At 43.2% G+C, this 13,718-nt stretch carries 9 protein-coding genes; 1 reads left to right on the top strand and 8 read right to left on the bottom strand.

Features of this window, described 5'->3' with window-relative positions; genetic code table 11:
- Positions 1-127: 127 nt before the first annotated feature.
- Positions 128-2,020, bottom strand: coding sequence for a molecular chaperone HtpG (gene htpG, locus CHA01nite_RS08600; RefSeq protein WP_146940907.1), 1,893 nt, complete (start codon positions 2,018-2,020; stop codon positions 128-130).
- A gap of 134 nt (positions 2,021-2,154) precedes the next feature.
- Here htpG and CHA01nite_RS08595 point away from each other — a divergent pair, with 134 nt between their 5' ends.
- The gene (locus CHA01nite_RS08595; protein WP_146940906.1) at positions 2,155-5,046 is read left to right on the top strand and encodes a S9 family peptidase; all 2,892 of its coding nucleotides are present in this window, start codon (positions 2,155-2,157) and stop codon (positions 5,044-5,046) included.
- 70 nt (positions 5,047-5,116) lie between these two features.
- On the opposite strand, the gene recA is transcribed toward CHA01nite_RS08595, so the two are convergent.
- From recA to CHA01nite_RS08560, 7 genes are all read right to left on the bottom strand, one after another.
- Positions 5,117-6,124, bottom strand: a complete 1,008-nt coding sequence (gene recA, locus CHA01nite_RS08590; RefSeq protein WP_146940905.1) for a recombinase RecA — start codon at positions 6,122-6,124, stop codon at positions 5,117-5,119.
- 602 nt (positions 6,125-6,726) lie between these two features.
- The gene (locus CHA01nite_RS08585; protein WP_228458375.1) at positions 6,727-7,929 is read right to left on the bottom strand and encodes an oxygenase MpaB family protein; all 1,203 of its coding nucleotides are present in this window, start codon (positions 7,927-7,929) and stop codon (positions 6,727-6,729) included.
- 146 nt (positions 7,930-8,075) lie between these two features.
- Complete coding sequence (locus tag CHA01nite_RS08580) at positions 8,076-8,849, bottom strand: response regulator transcription factor (protein WP_146940904.1); 774 nt, start codon at positions 8,847-8,849, stop codon at positions 8,076-8,078.
- Between the two features lie 408 nt (positions 8,850-9,257).
- Positions 9,258-10,262 (bottom strand): type I glyceraldehyde-3-phosphate dehydrogenase, encoded by a 1,005-nt coding sequence (gene gap / locus CHA01nite_RS08575; RefSeq protein WP_146940903.1) that lies wholly within the window; start codon positions 10,260-10,262, stop codon positions 9,258-9,260.
- 30 nt (positions 10,263-10,292) lie between these two features.
- Positions 10,293-11,279, bottom strand: a complete 987-nt coding sequence (pfkA, locus tag CHA01nite_RS08570) for a 6-phosphofructokinase (RefSeq protein ID WP_146940902.1) — start codon at positions 11,277-11,279, stop codon at positions 10,293-10,295.
- A 182-nt stretch (positions 11,280-11,461) separates the two neighbouring features.
- On the bottom strand, positions 11,462-12,220 hold the full coding sequence (locus CHA01nite_RS08565) for a TIGR03915 family putative DNA repair protein (RefSeq protein WP_146940901.1): 759 nt from the start codon (positions 12,218-12,220) through the stop codon (positions 11,462-11,464).
- A 179-nt stretch (positions 12,221-12,399) separates the two neighbouring features.
- A complete protein-coding gene (locus tag CHA01nite_RS08560) occupies positions 12,400-13,659 on the bottom strand; it encodes a putative DNA modification/repair radical SAM protein (RefSeq protein ID WP_146940900.1) in 1,260 nt (419 codons plus the stop codon).
- Between the last annotated feature and the right edge of the window lie 59 nt (positions 13,660-13,718).

Genomic DNA, 13,718 nt, shown 5'->3' with positions numbered 1-13,718 from the left:
TACAAGACTAAAACCCCCGGCGGAGCTTTGCTCCGCCGGGGGTTTATTAAAATATGTGAATTAGATATTCAACACGCCTGGAAGTATCTTGGCTGGGTACTTCCAGCCTTTCATAAAACTCGTCAGTTTATTTTTCCAGTTGCTTATAACTTCTCTGAATGAAGTCGGTAAGCTCTTTTCCTTTCAGTAGATTCTGGGAAAGTTTGGCAAGATCCAGTGCATGTTTAATTAATCCGGCTTTTTGTTCTGCATCTTCCGTTTTCAGGATCTGTCCGGCAAACTCACTGTTGGAGTTGACTACCAGGTTGTACATTTCCGGGAAACCGCCCATCCCGAACATTCCGCCGCCGCCGGTCGCCTGCATGTCTTTCATTCTTCTCATGAATTCAGGCTGAGTGATCGTGAACGGTGCATCGCTGCTGTCTAAGTCTTCAAGCTGAACCGTAAACTTACTGTCCCCGATAGACTCTTCCACATTTTTCTTCAGTGATTCTTTTTCAGTTTCGTTCAGTTTGGAAATCACCGGCTCATCCTTCTTAATCAGGTTGTTGATGTGATCCGCATCCACTCTGGCGAAGGAAATATTGTCTTTTGACGTTTCCAGCTTCTGGATCACGTGAGGGATAATCGGTGAATCCATTAAAAGCACTTCATAACCTTTATCTTTGGCAGCCTGGATATAAGAATGCTGTTCATCGGCATTGGAAGCATACAGAACAATCAGTTTACCGTCTTTATCCGTCTGGTTCGGCTTGATTTTCTCTTCCAGCTCATTCCAGAGGAAGTATTTCCCGTCGGTTGTCGGATACAATGTAAACTTATCGGATTTTTCAGCAAATTTTTCTTCCGTTACGATTCCGTATTCGATCACGACCTTAATGTCGTTCCATTTTTTCTCGTAATCTTCACGGTTTTCGTTGATCAGGGAGGCCATTTTGTCGGCTACCTTTTTCGTGATGTAGGATGAGATTTTCTTCACGGCACCGTCGGCCTGCAGGTAAGAACGGGAAACGTTCAACGGGATATCCGGAGAATCGATGACCCCGCGAAGCAGCATCAGGAAGTCCGGAACAATACCTTTTACCTCATCTGTTACGAAAACCTGGTTCTGGTACAGCTGGATTTTGTCTTTTTCGATATTTAAATTGTTGCTCAGTTTCGGGAAAAATAAGACCCCGGTTAAATTGAACGGATAATCAACATTTAGATGGATATTGAACAGAGGCTCTTCAAATTGCATCGGATAAAGCTCGTGGTAGAATTTCATATAATCTTCATTCGTAAGCTCGCTTGGCGCAATCGTCCAGGCCGGAGTAGGGTTGTTGATGATGTTGTCTACTTCTTCCGTTTCGGCTACGGCATCTTCAGGAGCATCTTCCGGTAGAGGCAACGTATGCGTTTTGGTTCCGAATTTAATCGGTACCGGCATAAACTTGTTGTATTTCAGCAGCAACTCACGGATCTTGCTTTCTTCAAGGAATTCAGTGGAATCTTCTGCGATATACAGGATGATTTCCGTTCCTCTTTCAGATTTATCCGCCGTTTCCTCTAAAGTAAATTCAGGGCTGCCGTCGCAGATCCATCGTACCGCCGGTTCGTCCTTATAGGATTTCGTTACGATTTCCACTTTCTCAGCCACCATAAAGGCCGAGTAGAACCCAAGCCCGAAATGCCCGATAATTCCTGAATCTTTTGCCGTATCCTTATATTTCTCCAGGAACTCCTCAGCTCCTGAAAAAGCCACCTGGTTGATGTATTTTTCGACCTCTTCACCGGTCATTCCGACTCCCTGGTCGGTAATGGTAAGCATTCTGTTTTCTTTATCGATCTTCACTTCGATCTTAGGATTTCCGTACTCCACTTTGGCTTCGCCGATGCTGGTTAAATGCTTTAATTTTAAAGTAGCATCCGTGGCGTTGGAAATTAATTCTCTTAAAAAGATTTCGTGGTCGCTGTAAAGAAATTTTTTAATTAATGGAAAAATATTTTCCACCGATACATTAATATTTCCTTTAGTCATAATAATTTTTGTTTTTAATTTCCTTTGGTTTCTCAAAAAAAGGGCCGTTTAAAATAAACTGACATTTTGACATTTTTTGACATTCTATGAATTTGTCGGGGAAATAACTTATTTTTAATCTTTAAAATTTGATAATGAATTTGAAATATGCAGTTTGTATGCTGTTCCTCATGACGTGTATCATGTATGGACAGAAAAAGCCGCTGGACCATTCCGTGTATGATGGCTGGCAGAATATCGGAACAAGAAAAATATCAAACGACGGGAAATGGATTGCGTATTCCGTGGATGTTCAGGAAGGAGATTCCGACCTCTTTTTATATTCGGTTAAAAACAGGAATACTAAAAAGTTTCCGAGAGGTATTAAATCCGAATTTACCGCTGATTCGAGGTTTGCCGTTTTCCAGATCCGTCCGTTTTATAAAGACATTAAAGCCGTAAAGGATAAAAAGCTCAGGCAGAACAAACTCACGAAAGATACGCTGGCGATTGTTGATTTTGCAGGTGGCAAAACGGAAAAGATTCCGGATGTCAAAGGATTTAAAATACCTGAGAAAGGAGGTGCCTATATTGCCTACCTGCTGGAGAATTTAAAAGATAAATCTTCGGATGATGCTGAAAAGGAGGGTGATGACAAAAATGAAGACGATAAAAATACCAAACCGCTGCCGCTGGCCGTTCAGAATCTGGTTAATGGAAAAACAACCATTTACAGTGACGTAGTACGTTATGAATTCAGCAAAAACGGAAAGCAGCTGGTGTTTGTTACTAAAAAGCAGGAAGAGAAAATCGGTAAAAATAAAGAAGAGAAAAAAGATTCTGCCGATGTAAAGCCGGCGGATAAAAAGAACACCGATAAATCCACACCGAAGAAATATCCTTTGGAAACCGTACAGATCGTCAACCTCGAAACAGGAGCCGTGCAGAAAATCTCAGAAATGGAAGGTGATTTCTCCCAATTGGCTTTCGATGAAGCAGGAAGCCAGCTGGCCTATGTAGGTACTTCTTCTGCGCAGAATGACCTCGTAAAACAATATCAGCTGTATTATTTTAATGTTAAACAAAAAAAGCAGAACGCCATTACCGATAATCATTCCCAAATGAAAAAGAATTGGGTGATTTCCGAAAACCGTTTGCCTGTTTTCAGCAAAAACGGGAAGCAGCTGTACTTTGGGGTTGCTCCGAAACCGGTGGCTAAAGATACGGCGATGATCGCCAACGACCATGCGGTAGTGGATATCTGGAATTATAAAGACGATTATCTGCAGACGGTACAGCTGAAAGAACTGAAAAATGATCTTAAAAAATCCTATGCAGCGGTTATGCAGACGGAAAAACCGGATTTCTTCGTGAACATCGACGGGGAAGACCTGGATACCCTCCGGCTGGTGAATGAAGGCAACGCGGAATTCATATGGGGAAGCAGCAGCTTAAACAACCGCATTGCTTCACAATGGGAAGGCGGAACAAAAAAGACCTATTATATTATCGATAACAGAACGGGGAAGCGAACGGAAATCGTAAGAAACCTGACCGGTTCGGCAGCACCATCCCCGCTGGGGAAATTCATCGTGATTTTTGACCGGGAAAAAGGGCAGTGGCTGAGCTACAATGTGGAAACGATGCAGACTATACCTTTAAATACAGGCTTGGCCATTTCATTCGTAGACGAAGAGTTTGACATGCCGGACTTTCCCGGCGCTTATGGGATTGCATCATGGACAGAGAATGATGAATCGGTGATAATCCGGGACCGCTATGATCTTTGGGAGTTTTTCCTCAGCGGTTCAAAGAAACCGAGGAATATTACGAACGGTTTCGGGCGCAAAAATAAAATCACGTTTGAAACCTACGATTTAAATAAAGATATCAAAAGCCTGAACCGGAAATCTACGGTGTATTTATCGGCGTTTGACAATACCACGAAAGCCAACGGGATTTTTAAAACTTCCATCAGTTCGAATGCCGATCCTGTAAAAGTAAAGATGGAAGATGTCTGGGGATACCGCAGCCTCCAGAAAGCTAAAAATGCGGATGAATATATTCTGGTAAAGGAGTCTTACATCCGATCACCTGATATTTTTGTCACCTCCGGTTTTTCAGTACAGGAGAAGCTGAGCAATACGAATCCGCAGCAGGCGCTTTACAATTGGGGAACGGGCGAACTGGTTCACTGGACGACTCCCAAAGGAAATACTTCTGCAGGGCTTCTTTACAAACCGGAAGATTTCGATCCTGCTAAAAAATACCCGATGATCGTCTATTTCTATGAAAAGCTTTCGGACAACCTGAACCGGTATGTGGCACCGGCTCCGACGCCTTCCAGACTGAATATCTCGTATTTTGTAAGCAACGGCTACCTGGTCTTTACCCCGGATATTTCATACACCGACGGGCAGCCCGGAGAATCGGCTATGGAATACATCAATTCCGGAGTGGAACAACTCAAACTGAATTCTTGGGTAGACGGAACGAAAATCGGAATCCAGGGACAGAGCTGGGGCGGATATCAGGTGGCCTATCTGATCGCGCATACGGATAGGTATGCAGCGGCGTGGACGGGTGCACCGGTGGTCAACATGACTTCTGCTTACGGCGGGATCCGCTGGTCTTCCGGAATGAACCGGCAGTTCCAGTACGAAAAATCACAGAGCCGTTTGGGGAAAACCCTGTGGGAAGCACAGGATCTGTATATTAAAAATTCACCGCTGTTTGCCATGGATCAGGTGAAAACACCGGTGGTCATCATGAGCAACGACAAAGACGGTGCAGTGCCCTGGTACCAGGGGATTGAAATGTTCACTGCCTTACGACGCCTCGGAAAGCCGGTCTGGCTGCTGAATTATAACGGTGACGACCATAACCTGATCAAGCGGCAGAACCGGAAAGACATCCAGATCCGCGAACAGCAGTTCTTCGATTATTACCTGAAGGGTGCCAAAGCTCCGGTATGGATGACCAGAGGGGTTCCGGCTACCCAAAAAGGAAAAAACTGGGGATTTGAACTGACGGATGAAAAGCCTTAGTAAGCAATACATAAAATAAACCCGGCGGAACTTTGCTCCGCCGGGTTTATTTTATAATACGTATAAGAAATTACTGCTTTTTATTCGCGATTTCTTCTTTGATTTTATTTTCCAGCTCTTCTGCAAGCTCAGGATTGTCTTTCAAGACATCTTTTACGGCATCACGGCCCTGTCCAAGCTTTGTTTCCTCATAGCTGAACCATGAGCCGCTTTTCTTCACGATCCCCTGTTCAACGGCCTGATCCAGGATTTCTCCCGTTTTGGAAACGCCTTCTCCGTACATGATGTCGAATTCGGCCATTTTGAAAGGCGGCGCTACTTTGTTTTTCACGATTTTCACCTTCACCCGGCTTCCGATCGCCTCATCGCCGTTTTTAATTGGCGCACTCGCTTTTCTGATATCTACCCTTACCGAAGCGTAGAATTTCAAAGCGTTACCACCGGTAGTCGTTTCAGGGTTCCCGAACATGACCCCGATTTTCTCTCTCAGCTGGTTGATGAAGATAACCGTACATTTGGTCCTGTTGATCGTAGCGGTAAGCTTTCTCAATGCCTGGGACATCAGTCTGGCATGAAGACCCATTTTGGAATCTCCCATTTCCCCCTCGATTTCCGCTTTCGGTGTAAGAGCTGCTACAGAGTCAATTACTACGATATCGATCGCTCCCGAACGGATCAGGTTATCGGCAATTTCCAGCGCCTGTTCCCCATTATCCGGCTGTGAGATGATCAGGTTTTCAAGATCGATTCCCAGTTTTCCGGCATAGCCTCTGTCAAACGCGTGCTCCGCATCAATGAATGCTGCAATTCCGCCTGCTTTCTGAGCTTCGGCAATGGCATGAAGCGTTAAGGTGGTCTTACCGGAAGATTCAGGCCCGTAGATCTCAATGATCCTTCCTCTCGGATAACCGCCCACTCCAAGAGCGATGTCCAATCCTAAAGATCCTGAAGGGATCACTTCGATATTCGTGTCAATTACACTGTCTCCCAGTGTCATTACCGTTCCTTTTCCGTATGTTTTATCTAATTTGTCCAGCACCAGAGCCAGTGCTTTTTTCTTGTCGTCTATATTACTCATCTGTTGTTTAAATAATTAATCAAAAATACGAAAATTTAAAGTCAAAAACTAATAATATCTACCACAAGGACCTGTTTTTATAGTTAAAAAAAATATAAAATTCCATGATTTTTCAGCGGTATTCCGTAATGCTTTTTTCAGGAGCTTTTTCGCGCTTTCCGCTGCAATCTTTTTCTTCAAAAAAGGATTTCCGCTGCAATCCCGGCTAGGGTCGTGGTCGGTAAATGATAAGGCTGGCCCGGATATCCAAGCATCTTCTGTACTCTGAAATATATGCAAAACGAGGTGAAAAATCTAATGCGCCTGATATGTTAAATTAACGTGAACTTGACCGTATTGACATCATATTCAGCCGATTATTGAACTTAAAAACAAAATCAGAATAATTCAGTCGGAATTTTGGATAACCACTCATCCTGGTAGAACGAATAAAAGGTTCACGCTTCTGACAGGATTTTATTACCCTGTACCAAGCCGTTCCTTCAGGACTTTAATCAGTTTGATGAACAACCCTTTAATCCTATTTGACAAGAGAAACTTCCGGCATCCGGCACTCCTCTTCCAGCCGATTAATCCAAGCTATTCTTCGAATTCACGTTAAGTTAAGATGAGTGAAAATTCGAATTTTCCATAATACTATGATAATCATTCAGCACCTTCATCTGCGCCTGGTTGCCTTTGCTGATCCTCGCTTCCCGGCTTACTGTTTTTTCATAAATCTTCGTGATGGTCCGTTTTACCAGCGGGAATGCTTTACGGTAGGCTACTTCAGGAATCTGAAGCCTTTTGCAAACGTCATCGTCCAGCAAAAACCAGGTGCAGCAAATGTGAAGGTAGCGGAGGTTTTTTCTCTGAAACTGATATCTCAGTGCAGGGTTGATTAATGATTCATTGAGTAAGGAGTGGGCCAGCAGAACAGAATCCTTATCCGCCGGTGGCTGAACGGAAGTCCACAGGTAAAAATATTGGGTGGCTTCCTGTTTGTTATTCGGTAAAAGATGTTCAGGAATGCCGAGAAGATAACCGACGTATTTCCAAAGGTGAAACATTCCCTTTTCTTCTTCTTCTGAAATTATAGTACCCAATTTATGCAGGCTGTGCATGAAAACCAGGCTGAAACCGATGTAAGTGGCCATCATATCCCAGGAATTGATCGGCTCGCCCCAGTTTTCGGTATCCCAGTTTTTAACATGTTTTTTAATGGAAAGCCTGGCGTAAGAATGGATCAGCCGGGTCTTAACAGCAAATTCATATCCTTTTTGATGAAGTTTCAGTGCATCGTACCGGGTAACATTTACCCAGAAATCCAAAGTTTCGGAAAGACGTTTTACCGCACCTTTTTTCAGGGCTTCGGTGGCAATAAGCGGTTTGTTGAGGTAAGCATAGTCGTAGCCTCCCATCAGGCAGTAATCCCGGAGCGAAATCAGCGCATCGAGGTTGCTTCTCATACAGAGTTCAGCACCTTTTTTGATGAGCCTGTAATCCAGCCAAGCGGGAATAGCCTGGGTTTGACTGAAAAGCTGTTTTACACTTTCAGGCACCCCGTCCTGCTCGGAAACGCCGTTGCGGATGTAGCCTTCCATTTCTTTTGAAGCGTCATGGAAATTCTTTTTGAAATAAATATCTTTCACGACCTGGTCCCCAACTTCATCCACATGGTAGAAGTAAGGTGAAAACTGCTCAAAATGATCAAAGTTCACTTCTGCGCCGGAAAAATCCAGCAGGCTTTTCCCGTTGCCCATGGTCCAGAAATTCCTGAAATGTTCCGAATCCTTAAAGCGCGGCTGTAAAATCATCCCTTCCATGGGAATGAATCTACAAGTTTTACGCCGCACCGGCAAATGACGGATCGTAAAATGGAAATATCGAATAGTTAATTTTTAACAATAATAAAACAAGTAAGCAGTAATCAATCCACCATTCACTGCGAAGCAGATTCACTGTTGACCATTCAGATCAGCCCGCATTCAAAAGCTTTCCTCAAAAGTTCCTTGCTGTTCCGGGAATTGGTTTTGGCTAAAATATTCTTGCGGTGGGTGCGTACGGTATGCTCGGAGATGATGAGCATTGTTGAAATTTCCGGACCGGAATATCCTTTGGCGATCAGGGCCAGGATTTCATTTTCCCTTTTGGTTAAACTGATTCCGGAAGCAGGCTTTAAAGGATTCTCAATTTTTATCTGATGAAAATCGTTTCTCGGACCGATGCCAGTGATCAGAACGGTATACGGATTTTGTTGAGTGATGTGGTGGATGTTGGTATGGATGTTCACAGACTGGATAAGATTCCTGTCTTCGTCTTCCATTGTAAGAACTGCCTGATGGTGAAACAGTTCATAATTTCCTCCGGCGGTTTTCATCCTGAAACAATAGCTGGATTTCAGGTGAAGCTGGCTTTCTCTACCTACTTCAATGATCTTACGCACCACCTCTTCTTCAGCTTTCACCACAAACGGAAGGTCATCAGGATGTGTAAGATCGATAATGTCTTTCAGATTTTCCGGATATTCCCCTAATCCGTGCAGCTTTAAAAGGTTAGGATGGTGATTCGAAAGGGTACTGTTGGTGAGATTCAGGACATAATAATAAAATTCGCCGATGGCAAACATTTCCCCGATAATCCGCTCGATAGGGGGAATATGGGCAATGGGCCTGTTTTCTTTTCTATTACCTGAATAAGTGTCCCAGATATCAGTTAGGGCATGCTTTTTCTCTGAATTATCCATAAAAAATGATCATAACGAAATATAGTTAAATTTTTCTTAAAAAATACCACAAAAGGGGGATTTTTTTGTAAGGATAAAATGCTAAAATTTGTATACACCATAATCATGAAAGCTCAATTTAAATAACCTCTCATTCTGAGCTGGTTCCTTTCTCTCGAAACACAACTTTTATATAGGCATAGAAACCTATGCCGGAAAAGTTTAGAATTTTCTGTTAGCTGTTTGAAAAGGATAAACTGGGAATCCTCTGCAAAGTGCAGGGGATTTGTTATTTAACGTGAACTTAAAAGTAAGGTTCAGAGTAAATAGCTGGAAGAAGGGATGGCTGAATCCTTATGCAGATCCCATTTAAATATAAACAAAAAACCTTCCCAAAGGAAGGCTTTATTACTTATTGCTGAACACTTATTATAAAGAAGCAGCATGTACAAGCATATCCACCAACTTGTTGGAATAACCCATTTCATTGTCATACCATGAAACAAGCTTCACAAAGTTAGGAGAAAGCATGATCCCTGCATCTTTATCAAAGATAGAGGTTCTCTTATCCCCAACGAAGTCCTGAGAAACTACTGCATCTTCAGTGTATCCTAAAATCCCTTTCAGTTCACCTTCGGAAGCGGCTTTGATTACAGCACAGATTTCTTCGTAAGAAGCGGCTTTTTCAATTCTTACCGTTAAATCCACTACGGAAACGTCAACAGTCGGTACTCTGAAAGACATCCCCGTCAGTTTTCCGTTCAGGGAAGGGATTACTTTACCTACCGCTTTTGCAGCACCGGTAGAAGAAGGGATGATGTTGTTCAGGGCAGCTCTTCCACCTCTCCAGTCTTTCATTGAAGGACCGTCAACCGTTTTCTGGGTTGCAGTAGTAGCGTGTACCGTAGTCATCAGACCTTCTACGATCCCGAAGTTATCGTGGATTACTTTAGCCAAAGGCGCTAAACAGTTGGTTGTACAGGAAGCATTTGATAAAATTTTGATATCGTCTGTCAGTTCATTATGGTTTACCCCCATTACGAACATCGGCGTATCATCTTTGGAAGGTGCGGAAAGGATTACTTTTTTAGCCCCTGCATTGATGTGCTTTGCAGCATTGTCTTTATCTAAGAATAAACCTGTAGATTCAACGATATAGTCAGCTCCGATTTCATTCCATTTCAGGTTGTTCGGATCTTTTTCAGCGGTTACCCTGATTTTTTTCCCGTTTACCACAAGGTCGTTTCCTTCTACGGAAACTTCACCCGGGAAAACACCGTGTACAGAATCATATTTAAGCATATAAGCCATGTATTCTGCGTTGATCAGGTCATTGATACCTACCACTTCGATGTTATCTCTTTCCGTCATTGCTCTGAAAACAAGACGTCCGATTCTACCAAACCCGTTGATACCTACTTTAATTGTTGACATAATAGTTTGTTTTAAATTATATAAAAAATATTAGATTGCTAAAATTTCCGAAATCAGTAAAAGGTCCTGATTGATTTCGTTATGCTTTTTGATGGCTTCCTCGATCGGGGTATAGACCATGGTATTGGAGCGCATTCCGGCCATTACGTTGGTTTGCCCTTCCATCAGTCCGGTTACCGCACCATAGCCCAGCCGGCTCGCTAAAACCCGGTCGGCACAGCTTGGAGAACCGCCTCTCTGCATGTGGCCCAGAACTGCTACCCGGATGTCATAATCCGGAAATTCGTGTTTCGTTTTTTCTGCAAGCTCATAGACGTTGGCCAGCTTTTCTCCTTCCGCTACCACAACGATGCTGGATGCTTTCCCGGTCTTCTCCGCATTTCTGAAATTGTTGAAAAGCTCATCGATGCTGTCTTTGGTTTCAGGAATCAGAATATCAAGGGCTCCTGTAGCCAGTCCGCTGTTCAGGGCAATAAACCCGGCATCACGGCCCATTACTTCCACAAAGAAAACGCGGTTGTGGGAAGTGGCGGTATCACGGATCTTGTCAATGGCATCCATTGCCGTATTCAGTGCGGTATCATAGCCGATGGTGTTATCGGTCCCGAAAATATCGTTATCAATGGTCCCCGGAATACCGATGACCCGGATCCCGAATTCTTCGTTAAAGATTTTTGCTCCGGTAAACGTTCCGTCCCCTCCGATGCATACCAGTCCTTCAATGCCGTGTTTTAAGCAGTTGTCATACGCTTTCCGGCGGCCTTCCGGCGTTCTGAATTCCTGGGATCTGGCGGATCTCAGAATGGTTCCGCCCTGGTTGATTATATTTTTTACGGAACGAGGTCCCATTTTAAGGAAATCATTATGAATCAGGCCGTTATAGCCTTCTCTTACTCCGTAACATTCTATGTTGTAATAATTTGCGGTTCTTACGACCGCCCTTAATGCTGCATTCATACCCGGAGAATCACCTCCTGAGGTTAGAACTGCAATTTTTTTTACAGCACTTTCTTTCATCTGGTAAAAAATTTCGAACACAAATTTACAAAAACAAGTTCAGATAACGGCAGTAACTTCATAAGAGATTTGAATAGAAAGAATTAAAAACTTCAAAAATTTGTGATTTTGAAAATAGACCGCTGACTTTATGGTATCAAACGGGAAAGCCTTTAAATCCTCATCCGGAATCAAGTGAAACGTTACCATTTTTCCGTCAAATATTTCCAGTACCTCCTCGGCACATGCTGGATATGCAGTTTCAGATTTTTCCTTTCCACGATATTGGTTCTCGTGAAATACCGCTGCCAGAGGGTCTGGTACCTTTTCTCCTCGTCGTGGAACTTCTGATGATACTGGTTAAGGTCTATCTTTTCTTCGGGATAGAAAAAGTCGCAGGTTTTTAGGTCGTACAGGATACCGTAATGTCTCCGCAGATCGTAGATCATCCACTTCTGATCCTGGTAGCGGTCCTTGAAATGTTTCCGGATCAGCGGCAGGACATTAAAGTCAGGATCTACTTTGGCAAAGAATACACCGTCCTGCATTTTTTCGAAACGGACGAAAGCGGTCATCCGGTGCCGTTCCCGGTTCACCGATTTGCAGATCTTGGAAATTTTTAGAATGGAATCATCGGCATAATTCTGAAGGATGTTTTCATCCGGATGCTTCACGGATTGCCTGATGGCTGCTAAAATCAGCTGTTCCATTTCCGGATCTTCCGAAAGATAAACTTTAAGCAGTTCATTAATCCCCTGTTTTCCGATACTCGATTCCAGTTTATGCAATACCCTTTCCGACTTGCCGGTCTGTGTGATGACTTCATGAATTTCCGCAAAGATGTTTTCCTGGTGAAACCTTTCCCGGCTGGCTATTTCCACATCATTGTATTTATATTCGAATACCTCAAATACTGCTGTTAAAAGTCCGTCAAAACTGCCGTCGTAGAGTAAGGTGGTCATGGGTTAATGTAACAATTTATGCAGTGTAGCAATGTAACAATTTGAAAATGTACTAATTTGAAGATGTAATCTGTACATGTTTTATTTATCGTTTCGCAGGAATCCAGACATCCAATCTTATATGATGTTGGGATTTTACGAAATGACAAATAAGATATTCATTGCTAAATTAAATTTTTCTAAAACAAAGTCAGCTGCTGGGAAAACTGGTTGTGGAACTTGGAAGAACTTCCGCCGATCAGCAGTTTCTTTAAATTGTTATCGGTTAAATATTTCAGGAATACATTGCCTGCATTAAAATCGATAAAATACTTTGCCCGGTTGACCGCCGCCCCAAGTTTTTTAAGGTGGTCTATGTTCAATACCTGGAAACGTCTGGCGCTTACAATTTTTTTTGCCGTCTTTACACCGATTCCGGGAATCCTCAGGATCATCTGGTAATCGGCGGTCTGTAAATTCACCGGAAACTGCTCAAGGTGACGCAATGCCCAGCTCAGCTTCGGGTCTATTTCCAGATCGAGGAACGGCATACCCGGATCCAGGATTTCTTCAGCTTTAAAACCGTAAAACCGCATCAGCCAATCCGACTGGTACAGACGGTTCTCCCGCAGCATTGGAACCTCAGTGGTTAAAGAGGGGAGCCTTTTATCTTCCAATACCGGAACGTATCCTGAATAATATACCCTTTTCAGGCTGAAATTCTTATAAAAATGATCGGCCACTTTAATGATCTGCAGATCGTTTTCATTGGTAGCACCCACAATCATCTGGGTAGACTGGCCGGCCGGTGCAAACTTCGGGGTTTTCCTGAAGATTTTCTTTTCATCTTTATACTGGGCAATCCCGTTCTGGATGTACTTCATCGGATTGAGCATATCCTGTCGGTTTTTTTCAGGAGCCAAGAGTTTCAGTCCGCTTTCCGTCGGAATTTCCAGATTGATGGATAGCCGGTCTGCATACAGGGCTGCTTCCTGCATCAGTTCATCACTCGCTCCCGGAATCGATTTCAAATGGATATATCCGTTGAAATTTTCTTCCAGACGCAGTTTTTTGGCAACACGTACCAGGCGTTCCATCGTCGTATCTGCATTTTTAAAGATCCCTGAACTCAAAAACAGGCCTTCAATATAATTCCTCCGGTAAAAGTTGATGGTGAGATCCACCACTTCCTCTATGGTAAAAGCTGCTCTTTTAATATCGTTCGAGCTTCGGGAAACACAGTAGGCACAATCATAAATACAATGATTCGTAAGTAGAATTTTAAGAAGGGAAACACACCGCCCGTCTTCGGTATAGGTGTGGCAGATCCCGCTGGCAGAGCTGTCTCCCAAAGCACCTTTTTTATTTTTCCGTGACCCTCCGCTGGACGAGCATGAAACATCATACTTCGCTGCATCGGCAAGGATTTCAAGTTTTTCTTTCAGGCGGTCAAAATTCATATATCGTATTGAAAATAATTGTTTTGGATCTTATTTACTTTTCAAATATAACTCCAAAA

Origin of the sequence: Chryseobacterium hagamense, from assembly GCF_007991455.1 — a bacterium.
Lineage (GTDB): Bacteria > Bacteroidota > Bacteroidia > Flavobacteriales > Weeksellaceae > Chryseobacterium > Chryseobacterium hagamense.
The sequence above is the reverse complement of the archived record's forward strand: the minus strand, read 5'-3'. Positions and strand labels throughout refer to the sequence as shown.

Excerpts from the sequence above, each read along its gene's own strand:
- htpG (WP_146940907.1), bottom strand. The coding sequence starts at position 2,020 with ATGACTAAAGGAAATATTAATGTATCGGTGGAAAATATTTTTCCATTA.
- CHA01nite_RS08595 (WP_146940906.1), top strand. The coding sequence starts at position 2,155 with ATGAATTTGAAATATGCAGTTTGTATGCTGTTCCTCATGACGTGTATC.
- recA (WP_146940905.1), bottom strand. The coding sequence starts at position 6,124 with ATGAGTAATATAGACGACAAGAAAAAAGCACTGGCTCTGGTGCTGGAC.
- CHA01nite_RS08585 (WP_228458375.1), bottom strand. The coding sequence starts at position 7,929 with ATGGAAGGGATGATTTTACAGCCGCGCTTTAAGGATTCGGAACATTTC.
- CHA01nite_RS08580 (WP_146940904.1), bottom strand. The coding sequence starts at position 8,849 with ATGGATAATTCAGAGAAAAAGCATGCCCTAACTGATATCTGGGACACT.
- gap (WP_146940903.1), bottom strand. The coding sequence starts at position 10,262 with ATGTCAACAATTAAAGTAGGTATCAACGGGTTTGGTAGAATCGGACGT.
- pfkA (WP_146940902.1), bottom strand. The coding sequence starts at position 11,279 with ATGAAAGAAAGTGCTGTAAAAAAAATTGCAGTTCTAACCTCAGGAGGT.
- CHA01nite_RS08565 (WP_146940901.1), bottom strand. The coding sequence starts at position 12,220 with ATGACCACCTTACTCTACGACGGCAGTTTTGACGGACTTTTAACAGCA.
- CHA01nite_RS08560 (WP_146940900.1), bottom strand. The coding sequence starts at position 13,659 with ATGAATTTTGACCGCCTGAAAGAAAAACTTGAAATCCTTGCCGATGCA.